We start from the raw sequence: 17464 nt of genomic DNA on the forward strand, positions 1-17464 counted from the left end.
GCAGACCATGCGACAGACCAATCGCGCGGCAGTCCGGGCCGCCGTTCTTGCCACGACCGCGCTTGCCGCCGCCCTGTGCGGAATCGTTCCCGCGCAGGCTGCGGAGGGCGACGGCATCGCGGGCTACCAGTCCGCCCAGCAGGCCCTCCGGAGCGACCAGCTCCGCGACACCGTCTCCCGGTTCCTGGTCTCGGCCCGGCAGCTCGGCGCTGCCCCCGCCGCGGACGGCGGCGCCGTCGGCGCTCCCGGGAACGCACCCGCCGCGGTTGCCGCGCCTCCCGGGTTCGATCTCAAGGACCCGGTGCCGATGTTCGAGATCAGCCCCGAGTTCGTGACCGGCAAGACCCAGGCGACCCCGCAGACCGCGCTCCGGCTCTCCTACCTTGCCTCCCGGGTGACCGCCTCCGACGGCAAGCCCGCCGCTGTCTTGCTCGCGCCCAAGGGAAACGCCGCTACGACGGGGAACGGCGTGCAGGAGGTCGGCGCCGAGGGCTGGCAGCTGGCCGGCATCCGGGACGGGGACGCCGAGGTCGGCTTTGCCGAGCGCGGCACTCCACAGGCCCGTACCTTTACCGAGCCGCAGATCCACGCCTGGTACCGGCTCACCGCCGAAGGCATGGTCGAGCCGCTCAACGACGAGGCGACCACCGGCCTCGGCGGAAAGCGCGGCATCGCCCTCGCCGCCTACCAGAAGCTGGTCACCGCCCGCTACGGCGACAAGATGCCCGGCTCGGAATACGACCGCAAGGGCCTGGCCGGCGGGTACGCCGGCCTCGTGGAGGACCAGCCGGAGCAGGTCACCGCCGCATCCGGGAAACCGGCGGCCGAGGCCTCCTGGCAGCCGATCTCCGTCGGGACCGCAGCCGTGGCGGCGATCGGCGGTGCGGTGGTGTACGCGCGCCGCCGGGGGACTGCCACCACCCGCTGACCCGACCCCGTGAGGCCGGGCCCCTTCTCCGTGCTCAACCCGGCGACTTCCATCGTCGGATACGCACGAGCTCGGGAAGGAGGCCCGGCCCCTGTCTGTCCCCGTCGCAGCACGTCCAGGCCGGCCTTGTCCGACCGGGTGGAGAATCCCACGGCAGGCGGCTCGACCCATTCGTCGTGGGCGGCCCGCCGACCTCGGCGGCCCGGGGGTTCCAAAGTCGTTCCGACTCGCCCGAACGGTCCCGGGCGCGACAGCATGGAGGGAGGCCGGTCGGCGGGATGCCCTCGGGAGGAGGCGATACGGACAGTGACCAGACATCGCTTTGCGTTCTGCGGGGCTGAGCTTGCCGCTGTCTATGTGGTCGCCGACCAGCACAGGGAACTCCATCTGGCCGAGCTGACCGGAAACCGAGGCGTCCTCTACGGACTGCCCGCGATCCTCGCCGTGGCCAGCCACTCGCCCGCCGCCAATGCCTTCCGCTCCGGCCGCCCGCTGTGGCTGACCCCCAAGGAACTCGCCACTTTCATCGAGGATGATCCCCACCACTTCCCCACCCGTGTTCGGGACGGGGACCCCAACTCGCCGGCCAAGATCTCGCTGGGCGCGCTGCCACTGGGACACGGCGACCAGGAGCTCGGGTGCCTGATCGTCGCCGGCGAGGTCGGGGACGGCTTCAGCGCCGACGACCGCAGCCTTCTGGAGCTTTACGCCGATCAGGTGGCCGCAGGACTCGAATCGGTCGCCGCTCGGTTCGCCGGGCGCAAAGCCCCGCAGGCACATCTGGGTCAGTCCCTGGTGCCCCACCAAGGCGGCGCGTTCATCCTGGAACTGAGCACCGGCCGCATGGAGGCCCACGCGCACGTGCTCGAACTGCTCGGTCTGCCCCCCGAGCAGTTCGACGGGCAGGTGGAGACCCTGCTCGCCTGCGCCGTCCCCGACGACATGCCCGCACTGATGGCGATCGTGGAGCCGGACCGGCTGGCCGCCGCCGGACAGCAGCTGGCGTTCCGTATCCGCCGCCCGAACGGCGAGCTGCGCTGGCTGGGGCTGCGCTGCCGTGTGGAGGTGGACTCCGATGGCGCACCGCAGCGCGTCCTGGGTGTGGTGGCCGATGCCACCTATCTACGCCCCAGCGCCGACGAGGTGTCCCTCGTGCAGCGGCTGTCGGCCACGCTGGCGGGAGCGGCGACCATCCGGGAGGTCAGCCGGCTGGTGGTCGCCGCCCTGCGCGAGCCGCTCGGCGCCTCCCGGGTCGCGGTCGGCGAACTGGAGCCCGAGCGGCTCATCGTCACCGCCCTCGACCCTCCGGAGCCCGATGCCTGGCCCGAGGTCTGGCGCTCGGAATGGCGGTCCGAGTGGCCCGACGCGTCGCTCAGCGACCTGCCCACCCTGCAGAGCGCGCTGCGTGGGGGGCACATGAGTCTGTGGCCGCCGGGCGCGGCTCTCGAGCCCGGTCTTCTGGGCGTCGGGCCCGGTGGTCTCGCGGTGCTGCCGCTGCCCGCCGAAGGCAGGATCGTCGGGGTGTGTCTGGTGGGGTGGGACGCGGAGCACCGGTTCGGACCGGAGGAGCGGTCGCTGCTGACCGCGACCGCGGGTCTGGTGGGGCAGGCTCTGGTGCGCGCCCACGCACTGGACGCGGGCCACGAACTCGCCACCATGCTCCAGCGCAGTCTGCTGCCCCGTAAGCTCCCGGAGCTGCCGGGCGGGGTCGCTGTCGCCCGCTACCTGCCCGCGACGGCGGGACTCGAGGTCGGCGGCGACTGGTATGACGTCATCCCGCTCAGTGACGCTCATGTGGCGTTCGTCATCGGGGATGTACAGGGGCACAGCGCGGGAGCCGCCACCATCATGGGCCAGATGCGTACGGCGGTCAGGGCCTACGCGGTGGAGGGCCACCCGCCCGATGTGGTGGTCGCGCGGGCCAACCGTCTGCTCGTCGGAATGGAGACCGATCTGTTCGCCACCTGTGCGTATGTGGACCTGGACATGGAGGAGGGCATCGCCAGGGTCGTACGGGCCGGCCATCTGCCGCCGATACTGCGCCATCCCGACGGCGTCACCGAGGAGATGGTGGTCGAGGGCGGGCCTCCACTGGGCGTGCTCGCGGAAGCCGAATTCCCCATGACCGAAGCGGGGCTGCTCCCCGGAACCCTGCTCGTCCTGCTGACGGACGGCCTGGTCGAGTCCGCCAGGCTGCCTCTGGAGGAGGGCATGCGGCGGGTGTGCGACGTGCTCGCCGCGGCCGACCCGGTCGACGCCGGAGGGATGGCCGACGAGCTGGTCTTCGGCGTGGGCCGTCGCGACGACGATGTGGCGTTGCTGTTGCTGCGCTACGACGGCACACGGGGCCGGCCGCTGCGGAGCCACTGGACGGTGTGGCGGCTGCCCAAGGCGGTCATGCACGCGCGCCGCTTCACCGCGCGCACCCTGCGGTCCTGGGGAGTGGTGGAGGAGCTCGACGCAGCTCTGCTGGTCGTGTCCGAGCTGGTCACCAACGCCATCGCGCACACCCAGGGCGAGGTGGGGATGGATCTGACCCTGTCGACGGACCGGTTGCGGATCGCCGTGAACGACGCGTCGCCGCGCAGCCCCGTCAAACCGGTGTCGGTGAGCTGGGAGTCGACCGGCGGTCGCGGGCTGCTCATCGTCGAGGCGACGACGATGGCCTGGGGCTCGGTGCCGCTCAGCGGCGGCAAGCAGGTGTGGGCCGAGATCCCCTGGCGCCGCGCGAGCGGCTGACGCAGAGGACGAGGGCCCGACCCGTCACGACTTCGGCCCCGCCGCGGTTCCTGACACGGTTGCGGATACGGTTCCCTGGGACACCGGCAAAGGCGCCGGCGGCCCTCCACCGCTGCTGGAGGTGCCGCGCCGAGCGGTGGCCGGACCACTCACACCGCGCGCTCCGTGCACAACAGTTGCCCGCCCGTCCCGGCGGGGCGGCTCGCGGAGGGATCGAGGAGCCAGGCCCACGCCGTCGTCCGACGGCGGGGGCGGTCACGCGGCAGCCCGCCGGCGCGCGACCCCCGATTCAGCGGGCCCCGGCGGGTGGGGCTCGCCGAGCTTGGGGAGTGGGCGCAGCGCCTCGTCCTCCATCGGGCCGCACGCGGTGGACGACCCTCTGCCGACGTGCGGCGGCGCGGCGATACTGAACCTAAGCCGACCGTTCAACCTTGGTCCCTGATCACCCTGGGTAGTCGCTGCGGGAATACCCGCTGAACGTTCCGTTCGACAGGTCGAAGGGCGGTAGCGATGGACGCACCAGCGCCGGGGTTCGGCGAGGCGCCCGAGGACCCGTTCGCGCTGCACAACTCGGCCTCGGCGGTACTGGACGACCACGGCAGGGTCGTCGGCTGGAGCGAGCGCGCACAGGAGCACCTCGGCTACCCGCCCGAGGAGGTGCTGGGCCGGGCGGCGGTCGAACTTCTGTTCGACGCCCGCGATCGCGAGGCGGTCTTGGACGCGGTGGCCGCGTGCGAGCGCGACCGGGGCTGGTCCGGTGTCCTGCCCGTCCTGCACCGCAGCGGGCGACGGGTGGAGCTGGGCTTCCGCGCCCGCGTCGTCATCCGCGCCGGCTCGGCCCGCGAGTGGTTCCTCGTCGTCGCCCCGGCGGAGGAGGTCCTCCAGTGGGAGACGGATCGGTCAGTCCTGGACGGTCTGTTCCGGCGCTCCCCGATCGGTCTGTCCGTCCACGCCCCCGACCTGAGCATCCTGCGGATCAACCGGGCGCTGGCCCGGTTCACGCAACTTCCCGCGGTGGAGATCCGGGGCCGACGCATCGGCGACTTCCTCATCGGTCCGGACCTGAAGACCATCGAGACTCGGCTGCGACGGGTGCTGGAGACGGGCAAACCCCTGATCTTCACCGAGCAGCCCTGCCGCCTGAGGAGTGACCCCGGCAACGAGCGGGTGGTCTCGGTGTCGGCGTTCCGGATGGAGGATCCCGCCGGCGGGATCCTCGGAGTCACCCAATTGGTGGAGGACGTCACCGACCGCTACCGGGCCCGGCGACGGCTGGCCCTGCTCAACCGGGCGAGCGCCCGCATCGGGACCACGCTGGACCTCGGCCAGACCACCCGGGAGCTGGCCGACGTCGCCGTCCCCAACCTCGCCGACGCCGTCTCGGTGGATCTGCTGGAGCCGGTGGCCCGCGGCGAAGAGACCGCCGAGGAGGCGAGCGGACTGGTCCGCAGGATGGCCGTCCACTCGGTCATGGCAGAGGCACTGCAGGTGATGTACTCCGCCGGAGAGGTCTTCCGCTTCGACCCGCGTACCCCGCAGGCCAGGTGCCTCGCCGAACAGCAGTCCATCCTCGAACCGGTGCTCCAGAGCAGCCCCGGCTGGTACTTCCAGGATCCCGAGCGCACACAGCGCGCCTTCGGCCTGGGCGCTCACTCACTGATCGTCGTACCACTGACGGCCCGCGGTCTGCTCCTCGGCCTGCTCAGCCTGTGGCGGGCCAGGCGGCCCGAACCGTTCGAGGAGGACGACCTCACGCTCGCGGAGGAATTCGCCGCGCGCGCCGCCCTGTGCATCGACAACGCCCGCCGCTACACCCAGCAGCATCAAGCCGCGCTGACGTTGCAGCGCAGCCTGCTGCCGCAGGAGTTGCCCGAACACAGCGCGGTCGACGTCGCGCACCGCTATCTGCCGGCCGATCCCGCCACCGGCGTCGGCGGCGACTGGTTCGATGTCATCCCCCTCTCCGGCGCCCGCGTCGCCCTCGTCGTCGGCGATGTCGTCGGCCATGGTCTGCATGCCGCGGCCACCATGGGCCGCCTGCGCACAGCCGTACACACCCTGGCCAGCCTCGACTACGCTCCGGACGAGGTCCTCTCCCACCTGGACGACCTGGTCAACCGCCTGGCGGATGAGCAGGAGCCTGCTGACGGAGGCTCGCAGGGCCAGCAGATCGTCGGCGCGACGTGCCTCTACGCGGTCTACGATCCCACCACCCGGCGCTGCACCCTGGCCCGAGCGGGCCACCTGCCCCCCGCCGTGGTGACCTCCGACGGCACGGTGAGCCTGCCCGACCTTCCCGAGGGGCCGCCGCTGGGCCTGGGCGGACTCCCGTTCGAGGCCGCCGAACTGGAACTCGCCGAGGGGAGCCTGCTGGCGCTGTACACGGACGGCCTGGTCGAGGCCCGTGGCCACGACCTCGACGAGGGACTTGAGCGGCTGCGAGAAGCCCTGTCCCGGCCCGGCCGCTCGCTGGAGGAGACCTGCACGGCGGTCCAGGACGCCCTGCTGCCCGAGCACCCACGCGATGACGTCGCACTGCTCCTCGCCCGCACCCGCGTGCTGGCACCGGAGCAGGTCGCCTCCTGGGAACTGCCGGCAGAGCCGACCGCCGCCGCCCAGGCACGGCACCTGACGGAGGCCACACTGACCAGGTGGGGCCTGGAAGGGATGGCCTTCACCGCCGAACTGGTCGTCAGCGAACTGGTCACCAACGCCTACCGGTACGGCGGTGGCACGCCGGTGACCCTGCGGCTCATCCGCGACCGCAGCCTGATCTGCGAGGTCTCCGACAGCAGCAACACCGCCCCGCACCTACGGCGGGCGCGCATCACCGATGAGGGCGGGCGCGGTCTCTTCCTGGTGGCCCAGCTCACCGAACGGTGGGGCACCCGCTACACCCGGGACGGCAAGACCGTCTGGACGGAGCTCCCCCTGGCCACAGCGGCGGAGGGGCACTCCGCGGCTGCGGCGATCCTCGCGCTCGATTGGTGACGCTGCAGGCGATGCCGCGGTCACATTGCTGGAGGGATCACCATGGGACCTGCTGGTAGTCCTTGAGGAGGATGCCGTGGATGGGTGCGCCGGCCTGTCCTTGCACGATGGGGTGGTAGATGCGGGCGGCGCCGTCGACGATGTCCAGTGGCGGGCGCCAGCCGGTGGCGGCGTGCCGCTTCTGGGCGGGGAGGGGCTTCTCGTCGGTGACCCAGCCGGTGTCGACGCTGCAGGTGTGGATGCCGCGGGTGGCCAGGTCGGCGGCGCTGGTGCGGGTGAGCATGTTCAGGGCGGCTTTGGCCATGTTGGTGTGCGGGTGGTCGCTGGTCTTGTTGCGCACGGTGAACTGGCCTTCGACTGCCGAGACGTTGATGAGGTAGCGGTGTGGGTGCGGGGAGGCATCGAGAAGAGGTAGCAGACGGTCGGCGAGCAGGAACGGTGCGACGGCATTGACCAGCTGGACTTCCAGCAGCTCAGTAGGGTCGATCTGTCCCAGACGCAGTGTCCAGGAGTTGGTTGCGGTTGTCTCGGGCAGCAGGCCCGCCTCGTCGACGGCCTCCTGCGGCAGCGGAGCGGCTGCTGAGGCGTCAGCCGAGTCTGCGGTACCGGCCAGGGCGTAGGGCGCTCGGAGGCGCGGGGCGAGTTCCGCCGTCCACGGCAGAGGTGTGGTGCGGGGGCCGGGTACGGAGAATCCTGGAGCGGTCCAGATCTGTGGCGCGGTGAGTGACGCAGGGGTTGAGGTGGATTCGGCAGCAGCCAGCGCGGTGTACGCCTGAGGAGAGCGGCGGAGGGTTTGGGCCGCGTTGTTGATCAGAACATCCAGGGGAAGACCCTGGGAGAGCATGTGGTCGGTGAAGGCGAGGACCTGCCGGGGATCGCGCAGGTCCAGGGCGGCAATCCGCAGCCGGTGCCACCAATCCGCGGCGCCGGGGGCCGCCGCGAACCGGCGCACCGTGTCCTGGGGGAAGCGGCTGGTCACAGTGAGCTCGGCTCCGTCCCGAAGGAGCATCAGCGCGACCTGGTAGCCGATCTTGACGCGTCCGCCGGTCAGCAGCGCACGCCGGCCGGTGAGGTCGGTGCGGGCCGTGCGGCGGGCAAGATTCTCGCCGGCGCATTTGGGGCACAGCAGGTGGTAGAAGTCGTGGACTTGCCGGTAGTGGTTCTTGCAGACATAGCAGCGTTGGGGGCGGTTCAGCAGTCGTGACTGCCCGTCACCGTCCGGCGTACGGTCTGGCAGCTGTCGCGCCGCAGACGGTCCGGGGCGAAGCTGAACGTATTCGCGGACCGTCAGGCCTCGTTCGGGCGGGGTTCGGGCGGACAGAGCGGCGTCCATGACGCGGTCGGAGGCGCCCATCGCGGTGGCGGTGAGCAGCTTCGCGTCGGCTGCGGCCCGTTCCGCGCGTGCCTCGGCACGGCGTCGATGCCGGCCGTCGCGGACGAGTTCGCCGGCAGCCTGTTCCAGCAGGCGGCGCTGAGCATCGTCCACGGGTAGCTGCCGTGCCTGGTGCAGCAGGTCCAGGCAGGTCTGTATGAGCTCACTATCCATGGGGTGCCTCACGTGTGATGGGTCGTTCGCGGATCCCTCTCCCCCCGCCTGGTGGCGTTCATCGCACGTGGAAGACCGGGCCACCCGGAGCGAAGGGCAGCCGGGCGCCGCCGGGGATGAGGAAGCCGTGCTCACGGCGGACGCGTAGCACGTCGCTTCGTCCGTCGGTGATGATCAGAATAGGCCGTCGGCAGGAAAGCCAGGGTGCCTTTTCCGGCCCGGCCCCCGCTCCCGGCGAACTGCTGCCCGGCCGCCTCCTGCGTCTCGCCCACCGGATCGGGATCTCTCCGTGTCCCTGTGAGGCCGCGCCATCGCCCCGCCCTTCGTCTGCCCCACCCACGGATGTACCCTTCAGGGCAGCAATGCGCTGCACATGCGCAAGTGCCTCGCGAATTACCTGGCATGTGCACGACCGCTCTCGTCCTCACAGTGTCGACCGAGCGGGTGTGTGACGAGCGTTACCGCGCATGATCAGCCGGGGTCACATCGGTGTAATGGGCGTTTCGTACCGTCGGGGGTACGCGTCGATCAACAGAGAGGCCATCCGGTGCCCCCACAGGACTCGTCGACGGCCGTCTCCCAGGTGCGGACGGTCTGCTCGTACTGCGGTGTGGGCTGCGGCATGGTCCTCGACATCGCCTCGGGCCCCGACGGCCGCCGGAAGGTGCTCAAGGCGTCGGGCGACAAGGCCCACCCCGCCAACTTCGGCCGGCTGTGCACGAAGGGCGCGACGACGGCCGACATGCTCGCCGCCCCAGGACGGCTGACCACCGCACTGGCGCGTCCCGAGCGAGGGGCCGAGCCGCTTCCCACCCGCGTCGACGAGGCGATTCCCCGTACGGCCCTGCGGCTGCGGGCGATCATCGACGAGTACGGGCCCGACGCCGTCGCGTTCTACGTCTCCGGGCAGATGAGCCTCGAAGCCCAGTACCTGGCCAACAAGCTCGCCAAGGGTTTCGTCCGCACCAATCAGATCGAGTCCAACTCCCGGCTGTGCATGGCCAGCGCGGGCAGCGGCTACAAGCTCTCCCTCGGCGCCGACGGCCCACCCGGTTCGTACCGGGACTTCGAGAAGGCGGACGTCTTCTTCGTCATCGGCTCCAACATGGCCGACTGCCACCCCGTCCTGTTCCTGCGGCTGATGGAGCGGGTGAGGGCGGGGGCCAAGCTGATCGTCGTCGACCCGCGGCGCAGCGCCACCGCCGACAAGGCCGACCTCTTCCTGCAGATCAAGCCGGGGACCGACCTGGCCCTGCTCAACGGACTGCTGCACCTGTTGGTCGAGAACGGTCACACGGACGCCGGCTTCATCGCGGAGCGCACCGAGGGCTGGGAGGCGATGCCGGAGTTCCTCGCCGACTATCCGCCCGCGACGGTTGCCGAGATCACCGGCATCCCGGAAGCGGACATCCGGCGGGCCGCGGAGTGGATCGGCGCGGCCGGGGAGTGGATGAGCTGCTGGACCATGGGGCTCAACCAGTCCACCCACGGAACCTGGAACACCAATGCCCTGATCAACCTGCACCTGGCCACCGGCGCGATCTGCCGCCCGGGCAGCGGCCCGTTCTCCCTCACCGGTCAGCCCAACGCCATGGGCGGCCGCGAGATGGGCTACATGGGGCCCGGCCTGCCGGGACAGCGGTCGGTGCTCGTGGACGAGGACCGTGCCTTCGTCGAGGAGCTGTGGGGACTGGAGCCCGGCACCGTACGGGAGGACGGATCCGGCAAGGGCACCGTCGAGATGTTCCAGCGCATGGCGGACGGCGAGATCAAAGCGTGCTGGATCATCTGCACCAATCCGGTCGCCTCGGTCGCCAACCGCAGGACCGTCATCGAGGGTCTGGAGACGGCCGAACTCGTCATCACTCAGGACGTGTTCGCCGACACCGAGACCAACGCCTACGCCGACGTCGTGCTCCCCGGCGCCCTGTGGACCGAGACCGAGGGCGTACTGATCAACAGTGAGCGCAACCTCACGCTCTCCCGGCCCGCCGTGGACCCGCCGGGGGAGGCGCTCGCGGACTGGCGGATCATCGCGCGCATCGCCTGCGCGATGGGCTACGCCCACGCCTTCTCGTACGACAGCGCCGAGGAGGTCTTCGAGGAGATCAAGCGTGCGGCGAACCCCAGGACCGGCTACGACCTGCGCGGTGTGACGTACGAACGGCTTCGCGAGACGCCCGTCCAGTGGCCCGCCGCGACGGCCGACGGACCGGACCGCAACCCCATCCGCTACCTGGCCGAGGACGGGGGCCCGGTGTTCCCCACCGCGAGCGGACGAGCCGTCTTCTTCGCCCGCCCGCACATCCCCGCCGCCGAAATGCCCGACGACGACTACCCGTTCGCCCTCAACACCGGGCGGCTCCAGCACCAGTGGCACACCCTCACCAAGACCGGAAAGGTCCCCAAACTCAACAAGCTCAACCCGGCCCCCTTCGTCGAGGTCCACCCGCAGGACGCGGAGCGGCTGGGAATAGCGGAAGGCGACTCGGTGGAAGTCGCCTCCCGGCGCGGCCGCGCCGTACTGCCCGCCGTCATCACCGACCGGGTGCGCCCGGGCTGCTGCTTCGCGCCGTTCCACTGGAACGACCTGTTCGGCGAGTACCTGAGCATCAACGCGGTGACCAGCGACGCCGTCGACCCCATCTCCTTCCAGCCCGAGTTCAAGCTGTGCGCGGTGACGCTGGCGAAGGTCTCCACGCCGGTGACCGTGGCTCCGGCACCCGTGTCCGCCCCTGCGGAGGAGCCGGCCGCGGTCGTGGCTCCGGCGATCGTGCCGACCGCCATCCGGCCCGGCGAGGCAGCCGTCTTCGGGCTGGAGAGCACATCCCCGCCCGTGCTCGCCGAGCACGAACGCCAGTACCTGGTCGGATTCCTCGCCGGACTGGAATCGGGCGCGCCCGGCGTTCCCGTGCTGCCGCCCGGTGCGCCGTTCAGGGAGGAGCACGCGCGCTGGGTGAACGGAGTGCTCGCCGGCCTGTACTCCCGAGCCCCGCAGACCGCGGCGGAAGCCACGGCGCAAGGCACGGCGCCGGCCACTGCCCCGGGCCGTGACGTCGTCGTGCTGTGGGCCTCGCAGACGGGCAACGCCGAGGAATTCGCCGCGGCCGCCGCCGAACGGCTTTCCGCTGCGGGACACCGTGCCGCGCTCGTCGGCATGGACGACACGGACTTGAAGTCCCTGCCCCCTGCCGCCGATCTGCTGCTGATCACCAGCACGTTCGGCGACGGCGACGCCCCTGACAACGGCTCCGGGTTCTGGGACGCCCTCACGGCTGCCGACACTCCGCGCCTGGACGGCCTGCGCTATGCCGTGCTCGCCTTCGGTGACTCCTCGTACGAGGACTTCTGCGGCCACGGACGCCGCCTGGACCAGCGCTTGGACGAGCTGGGGGCCGTACGTCTGGCACCGCGCACGGACTGCGAACCGGACTACGAGCCATCTGCCCAGGCCTGGCTGGAGCAGGTCCTCACCGATCTCACCGAACAGCCGGCAACAGACGCGGCCCCTGCCCCGGCTGCCAAGCCTGTCCGCACTTCGAAGCCGGCCCTGGCCACCGCACGGCTGACAGGCAACCGGCTGCTCAGCCTTCCGGGGGCGGTCAAGGAGGTCCGCCGCTTCACCTTCGACACCCGGGACAGCGGGACTCCGCTCGTCTACGAGGCCGGCGACGCTCTTGGCGTGCACCCCGTGAACTGCCCCGACCTCGTGACGGAATGGCTGGCCGTCACCGGAGTCGACCCCGCCGAAACCATCGAGGCCGCCGGCATCGGCGCGGTCGCTCTGGCCGACGCCCTGCACCGGCACCTGGACATCACGAAACTCACCCCCGCACTGCTCGGCTTCATCAACGAACGCACCGGCGACCGTGAACTGAAGAAGCTGCTGCGCCCCGACAACAAGGGCGAGCTCGCCCGGTGGTCCTGGGGCCGGCAGGCGGTCGACGTCATCGCCGAGTACCCGTTCCGCGCCACGGCCCAGGAGTGGGCGACCGTCCTCAAGCGCCTCCAGCCCCGCCTCTACTCCATATCCTCCAGCCCGCTCACCGACCCCCACCAGGTGTCGCTGACGGTCTCCGTCGTCCGGTACGAGAACGTCCACGGCCACCCCCGCAAGGGCGTGTGTTCGCCGTTCCTCGCCGATGCGGCGCCCGACGCCGCGGTCCCGGTCTTCGTCCAGCGCTCCCCCCATTTCCGGCCTCCGGCGGATCCCGGGACGCCGATGGTGATGGTCGGCCCGGGGACGGGGGTGGCTCCCTTCATCGGCTTCCTCGAGGAACGCCGAGCCCGCGGCCACCGGGCCCCCAACTGGCTCTTCTTCGGCGAACAGCACCGCGCCACGGACTTCTACTACGAGGACGAACTCACCGCCTTCCTCGCCGACGGCACCCTCACCCGGCTCGACACCGCCTTCTCGCGCGACCAGCGCACCAAGATCTACGTCCAGGACCGGATGCGCGAACGCGGCCCCCAGCTCTGGTCCTGGCTCCAGGACGGCGCACACTTCTACGTCTGCGGCGACGCCGCGCGGATGGCCAAAGACGTCGACCGGGCACTGCGCGACATCGCCGTCGCCCACGGCGGCCTCGACGAAGACGGGGCGGTCCTGTACGTCAAGCAGCTCGCCGCCGACAAGCGGTACGTGCGCGACATCTACTGATCCGCCGAGGTGTCCCAGATCCCCTTCGGGGCCGCCGGAGGCACTTACAGGCCGGGGCTCGGCGGTGACAGCGCGCCGAACCACACGTGTGTGACGGCGCTGACGTGGCGCGCCCCGCACCGGTCCGTGGGGACCACCAGCTGCGCACCCGCCTCATCGAGGAAGCGGCTTCGGTCCTTTCTCCGCCGGGCGTCGAAGGCCGGGCCCGCGTCCGCGACCACGTCGCGGAGTCGCAGCCGTGGCGGATTCATTCGTTTCCGCCCTGCATCTTCTGATGGATCTTCTGCCAGACGATGTCGCGTGTCACGGGCATCTCCGTGAAGCGGATCCCCGTGGCGTCCCGCAGGGCGTTGGCGAAGGCCGGGGCCACCGGGTTGAAGGGGCTTTCCGACATGGACTTGGCGCCGAGCGGGCCGATCGCGTCCGAGGCCTCCATGAAGTGGACTTCGGTGCGCGGGACATCGGCGTACTACGGGAGGCGGTAGCGGCGGAAGGCGGCTGTGGTGACCTCGCCGCGCTCGTCGACCCGTACGGTCTCGAAGAGGGTGGCGCCGAGGGCCTGGGCGACTCCGCCCTCGACCTGGCCGCGGCACTGCATCGGATTCATGACCTTGCCCGCGTCGGCCGCGTGCACGCTGCGCAGAATCTTCATTTCGCCGGTGCCGGGGTCGACGGCGATCCGGAACCACTGGGCGTTGAAGGCCACCGAGCGGGGGGAGCCGCCCCAGTGGCCGTCCGCCGCGATCTCGTGCTCCGGAAGGACGGCACGGCTTTCGGGGAAGTGGTGGACATGCGTCTCCCTGGGAGTGCTCGATCACGACATACGACGGTGACGGCCCGCGACGACTCCGGCGCGGCCGGGACCCGGTGGGTGAGTACGCGGAGGGTCAGGGGCGGGCGGGCACGGGGCCGCCAGGGTGCAGGGGACTCGCCGCACTGCATACGCGCAGAAGGTCGATGTGGCGGCGGGACGTCAGCAGCGGCAGCGGCAGTGGCAGGACGGCGATACGGACGCCGTCCGTGCCGCGGTCCAGCGCAGGACAACCCATAATTCCCTACCGGTTCACCAGGATTCGCCGTTCCGGAGTGTCGACGCGTGTCCGGGCGCTGTCAAGACGGTCGTGTCGTCCTGGCGGCAGCGCCGCTGTCCGCGGCCACGCGGAAGCCGATGTTGCCGGTGGAGCTGTCAGGTGTGTTGGAGCTGCGGGCCGCGACGCGGTAGCGGTTGCAGTACGAGTCGTGGCAGAGGTAGGAGCCGCCGCGCATCACGCGGCTGGTTCCGGGAGTGAACCAGTCGTCGCACCATTCCCATACGTTGCCGACGGCGTTGTAGAGGCCGAAGCCGTTGGGGCGGAAGGACTTCGCCGGCGCCGTGCCCTCGAAGCCGTCCTCCGCGGTGTTGAGGGCGGGGAAGTCGCCCTGCCAGATGTTGCACATGTGCCGGCCGCCGGGGGTGAGGTCGTCGCCCCACGGGTAGCGCCGCTGTTCGAGGCCGCCGCGGGCCGCGTACTCCCATTCGGCCTCGGTGGGCAGGCGGGTGCCGGACCAGGCGCAGTACGCCTGGGCGTCGTTCCAGGAGACGTGGACCACGGGGTGGTTCTGGCGTGAGGTGACGGACGAGCCGACGCCCTCGGGCTGGCGCCAGCTCGCGCCGGGGACGGCCCGCCACCAGGGGACGGCCGCCACGGGCGGAGACACGGCGGCGACGTCGTCGGACAGGAAGCCGCCGAAGACGAAGGAGAAGCCGAAGTGCTCGGCTTCGGTGACGTGGCCGGTGGCTTTGACGAAGGTGGCGAACTGGGCGTTGGTCACCGCCGTCGTGGCGATACGGAACGGGCCGACGGCGACCTCGCGTACCGGCCCTTCGCCGTCGGCCGGGAAGGCGTCCGGGTCGTCGGTGCCCATGAGGAAGTGCCCGCCCGGCAGGTCGATCAGCCGCCGGGCGGCCCGCTGGGCGGCGGCGGCACGTGGCGGCGGTGCCAGGGAGAGCGCGACGGTGGTGGCGTCACCGTGTCCGGGGGTGCAGCAAGAACGCATGGCGGCTCCGTCGGTGTGGGTCGGGGCGGGTGCCCCGCGGGCGATGCCGCGGGGCACCCGGCCGGGTGGGGCTACGCGGTGCGGTCCGCGGCGAGTTGTGCCGCCAGGGCGGGAATGCCCAGGTTCTGCTCGTCCGCCGGGGTGGCCTGGTACAGCTTGTTCGTCAGTTGGTACGGGTCACCCGCCAGGTCGTAGTACTCGCGGAACTTCACCTGCCCCGTGCCGGACACGGTGCCGTTGCCGTCGGTGGTGAGGTCGTAGTACTCCGTGTACTGCTTGTTCTTGGCGACGTACGACGCCCAGGTGGGCGGGCCGCCCGCGTTCGCGCCCTGCTCCCACCACTCGACGAGCAGGTGGTCGCGGCTGTACGAGGAGAGCAGGGACCTGCCGTCCACCGCGTGGGTGGGCGTGACGCCGGCCGCGTCGAGGATCGTGGGGGCGATGTCGATGTTGGCGGTGATGCGGTTGTCGGTGGTCCCCGAGCTCAGGCCGCCGGCCGGCCAGGAGAGGTAGAACGGGACCTCGTGCGCGGGGCGGTAGGGCACCGACTTCTTGGTCCAGCCGTGGTCGGCCCAGCCGAAGCCGTTGTCGGCGATGTAGACGACCAGGGTGTTGTCGAGCTGTCCGAGCGCCTGGAGCTTGTTCTTGAACGCCTGGACCGTGTCGTCGACGGTGAGCAGGGTGCGCAGCTGTTCCTCACGGATCTGCTTCCCGTCGGCGAGGGTCCCGGTCGCGTTCCGGACGTAGGCCGGTTTGTCGCTGCGGTCGTTCTCCGGGACGGAGGGCCTGCCGCTCCAGTCCGGGACGGCGGTGCCGGCGTACTTCGCCTCGGGGGTCCGCGGGCCGTGCGAGGCGTACGGGGTGACGTACGCGAACCAGGGCCGGGAATCGGCCGCCGCCTTGTCCAGGAAGCTCAGGGTGCGGTTCTTGATGACGTTGGTGGTGTAGCCGTTGATCGTCTGGACCGTGCCGTTGACGTTCCACTGCGCGTCGACGTAGCCCGGCTGGAGCAGGGCGAACTCCTCGAAGTGCGGCGGATTGTCCGACAGGGTCCAGGAGTTGAGCCACTTGCCGAACAGCCCGGTGCGGTAGCCGGCCTGCTTCAGGTACCGCGGCAGGGTGGTGCTCTGGTCGAGCCGGTACGAGGCCTTGTTGTTGCGGACCCCGTGGTTGTGGGCGTAGCGGCCGGTGAGGACCGACGACCGGGAGGGCGAGCAGAGCGGGGTGGTGACGTGCCCGTTGGTGAACTTCACGCCCTGGTCGGCCAGCCAGGCCGTGGTCTTCGGCAGCGCCCATTCGGTGTGCTTGGGCTGGTCGTCCGTGACGATGAGCAGGATGTTGGGACGGGTCGCGGCAGCGGCGGGACTGGCTGCCGCCACCTGGGCGATCGCGGGAACCGCCGCGGCGGCCGCGGCGGCCGCCGTACCGGCGAGGAATCCGCGGCGGCTCACCCGCGGTCTGCTGTTGTCGCTCATGGGATGTCTTCTCCTGGTTCCGCAGCTCGTACGGGTACGGCAGGTCAACTGCCGTGAAGGGGTGGAAGAGAGACGAGAGTCAGGCATCGACCGGCAGGGCCCTTCGGGGCGGGCCGGTGCGAGATGCCAGGTGGGGATCCCGCGCGAAGAGGCGTGATTACCGTCGCGCCCGGGCGATCGGACACAGAGAGCTCGCCAGCCTGCCCAGATCGACGTGGCGGCGCGCAGTGAGAAGGCTTCCTGCTGCCATGCCGATGAGGTTAGGGCCGGGGGTGAGGCCGGTCCATGTACGGCTTGTGAAATGTGGAACTCCGCTTGCACAGCCGTGGGTTGGCAGGGGCGGCCGCGGGGTGCGGTCGCCGCCGGCCTCGTCACCGCGGTGGTCAGGAGGCCGCGCGGGACGCGTAGGCGCGGCGGCGGCCACCGCCGGTTCTGCTTCCCGGATGCGGGTGGGCTCGCCGTGCAGGACGTCCCGGGTGATGGCGTCGAGCGCGGCGAACGGTCCATCAGCAGCAGCTGGCTTTCCTGGGCCAGGGCGTTTAGATGGACCCCGCGGACGGCTTGTCCAGGCCTGCGACCAGGTTCAGCAGGGTGGACTTGCCGCACCCCGAGGCCCCCAGGATGGTGACGAACTCTCCGGGAGCGACATCGAGGCTGATGTCGTCCAGGACGAGCTGCGATCCGGCCGGGCCGGAGAAGGACTTCGAGACGTGCTCGATGCGCGCGGCGTGCGTCTGCTCCGCTGCGATGCCCTCGGCAGCCTTGGCGAGCGTGGTGGCCATGGTCGTCACCTCCTGGGGATGCTGGATTTCGGGGTTACTTGGCGCCGAGACCGGCGTCGGAGACCTCGGGCTTGCCGGCGGCCTTCAGGACCTTGTTCAGCAGCGTCAGGTCGTAGATGCCGGCCAGGTCGGGCTGCTCGATGAGCTTGGCCTTGACCGCCCACTCGGACTGGGTCTTCAGCGTCGAGGCCAGCGGGTCGTCGGTGATCGAGATGCTCGGCCACGCCGGGTCGATGATCTTCGCTTCGAGGGGCTTGCCGCTGTCGGCCGCGAGCTTGGCGTTGGCGGAGGCCTTCGCCTTGTCCG

Annotated in this window: 9 protein-coding genes and 3 pseudogenes; 4 read left to right on the forward strand and 8 right to left on the reverse strand. The window is 70.9% G+C overall.

What is annotated here, in order from left to right:
* Positions 1 to 7 precede the first annotated feature (7 nt).
* The 3 genes from ACGFYQ_RS20820 to ACGFYQ_RS20830 all read left to right on the forward strand — a co-directional run bounded on the left by ACGFYQ_RS20820 (position 8) and on the right by ACGFYQ_RS20830 (position 6658).
* Positions 8 to 928: a hypothetical protein gene (locus tag ACGFYQ_RS20820; protein WP_393745888.1), complete on the forward strand. Its 921-nt coding sequence runs from the start codon at positions 8 to 10 to the stop codon at positions 926 to 928.
* Positions 929 to 1183: 255 nt separating this feature from the next.
* The gene (locus ACGFYQ_RS20825; protein WP_393745890.1) at positions 1184 to 3667 is read left to right on the forward strand and encodes a SpoIIE family protein phosphatase; all 2484 of its coding nucleotides are present in this window, start codon (positions 1184 to 1186) and stop codon (positions 3665 to 3667) included.
* A gap of 510 nt (positions 3668 to 4177) precedes the next feature.
* Positions 4178 to 6658 carry a SpoIIE family protein phosphatase gene (locus ACGFYQ_RS20830; protein ID WP_393745892.1) on the forward strand — a complete coding sequence of 827 codons (2481 nt, stop codon included), beginning with the start codon at positions 4178 to 4180 and terminating at the stop codon, positions 6656 to 6658.
* Positions 6659 to 6695: 37 nt separating this feature from the next.
* On the opposite strand, the gene ACGFYQ_RS20835 is transcribed toward ACGFYQ_RS20830, so the two are convergent.
* A complete protein-coding gene (locus ACGFYQ_RS20835) occupies positions 6696 to 8204 on the reverse strand; it encodes an SDR family NAD(P)-dependent oxidoreductase (RefSeq protein WP_393745894.1) in 1509 nt (502 codons plus the stop codon).
* 622 nt (positions 8205 to 8826) lie between these two features.
* On the opposite strand from ACGFYQ_RS20835, the gene ACGFYQ_RS20840 reads away from it, so the two are divergent.
* Positions 8827 to 12864 carry a molybdopterin-dependent oxidoreductase gene (locus tag ACGFYQ_RS20840; protein ID WP_393745943.1) on the forward strand — a complete coding sequence of 1346 codons (4038 nt, stop codon included), beginning with the start codon at positions 8827 to 8829 and terminating at the stop codon, positions 12862 to 12864.
* 44 nt (positions 12865 to 12908) lie between these two features.
* On the opposite strand, the gene ACGFYQ_RS20845 is transcribed toward ACGFYQ_RS20840, so the two are convergent.
* From ACGFYQ_RS20845 to ACGFYQ_RS20875, 7 genes and pseudogenes are all read right to left on the reverse strand, one after another.
* Positions 12909 to 13115 carry a hypothetical protein gene (locus ACGFYQ_RS20845; protein ID WP_393745896.1) on the reverse strand — a complete coding sequence of 69 codons (207 nt, stop codon included), beginning with the start codon at positions 13113 to 13115 and terminating at the stop codon, positions 12909 to 12911.
* Positions 13112 to 13612 (reverse strand): annotated as a pseudogene (locus ACGFYQ_RS20850) (molybdopterin cofactor-binding domain-containing protein); the annotation flags it as partial. The pseudogene ACGFYQ_RS20850 and the gene ACGFYQ_RS20845, both read right to left, overlap by 4 nt.
* A 362-nt stretch (positions 13613 to 13974) precedes the next feature.
* Entirely contained in the window at positions 13975 to 14901 is a 927-nt protein-coding gene (locus ACGFYQ_RS20855) for a formylglycine-generating enzyme family protein (protein WP_393745898.1), read from the reverse strand.
* 71 nt (positions 14902 to 14972) lie between these two features.
* Positions 14973 to 16376, reverse strand: a complete 1404-nt coding sequence (locus tag ACGFYQ_RS20860) for a sulfatase (protein ID WP_393745900.1) — start codon at positions 16374 to 16376, stop codon at positions 14973 to 14975.
* 157 nt (positions 16377 to 16533) lie between these two features.
* Positions 16534 to 16626 carry a putative leader peptide gene (locus tag ACGFYQ_RS20865; protein WP_393745902.1) on the reverse strand — a complete coding sequence of 31 codons (93 nt, stop codon included), beginning with the start codon at positions 16624 to 16626 and terminating at the stop codon, positions 16534 to 16536.
* 292 nt (positions 16627 to 16918) lie between these two features.
* Positions 16919 to 17158: pseudogene (locus ACGFYQ_RS20870) on the reverse strand (ATP-binding cassette domain-containing protein); the annotation flags it as partial.
* A gap of 34 nt (positions 17159 to 17192) precedes the next feature.
* Positions 17193 to 17464 (reverse strand): annotated as a pseudogene (locus ACGFYQ_RS20875) (sulfate ABC transporter substrate-binding protein); the annotation flags it as partial.

This window comes from Streptomyces sp. NPDC048258 (genome assembly GCF_043201995.1).
Taxonomy (GTDB): Bacteria; Actinomycetota; Actinomycetes; order Streptomycetales; family Streptomycetaceae; genus Streptomyces.

What these genes read in the sequence shown, in the direction of transcription:
- ACGFYQ_RS20860 (WP_393745900.1), bottom strand. Translation starts at nt 16,376, where the DNA reads ATGAGCGACAACAGCAGACCGCGGGTGAGCCGCCGCGGATTCCTCGCC.
- ACGFYQ_RS20855 (WP_393745898.1), bottom strand. Translation starts at nt 14,901, where the DNA reads ATGCGTTCTTGCTGCACCCCCGGACACGGTGACGCCACCACCGTCGCG.
- ACGFYQ_RS20840 (WP_393745943.1), top strand. Translation starts at nt 8,827, where the DNA reads ATGGTCCTCGACATCGCCTCGGGCCCCGACGGCCGCCGGAAGGTGCTC.
- ACGFYQ_RS20865 (WP_393745902.1), bottom strand. Translation starts at nt 16,626, where the DNA reads ATGGCAGCAGGAAGCCTTCTCACTGCGCGCCGCCACGTCGATCTGGGC.
- ACGFYQ_RS20825 (WP_393745890.1), top strand. Translation starts at nt 1,184, where the DNA reads ATGGAGGGAGGCCGGTCGGCGGGATGCCCTCGGGAGGAGGCGATACGG.
- ACGFYQ_RS20835 (WP_393745894.1), bottom strand. Translation starts at nt 8,204, where the DNA reads ATGGATAGTGAGCTCATACAGACCTGCCTGGACCTGCTGCACCAGGCA.
- ACGFYQ_RS20845 (WP_393745896.1), bottom strand. Translation starts at nt 13,115, where the DNA reads ATGAATCCGCCACGGCTGCGACTCCGCGACGTGGTCGCGGACGCGGGC.
- ACGFYQ_RS20820 (WP_393745888.1), top strand. Translation starts at nt 8, where the DNA reads ATGCGACAGACCAATCGCGCGGCAGTCCGGGCCGCCGTTCTTGCCACG.
- ACGFYQ_RS20830 (WP_393745892.1), top strand. Translation starts at nt 4,178, where the DNA reads ATGGACGCACCAGCGCCGGGGTTCGGCGAGGCGCCCGAGGACCCGTTC.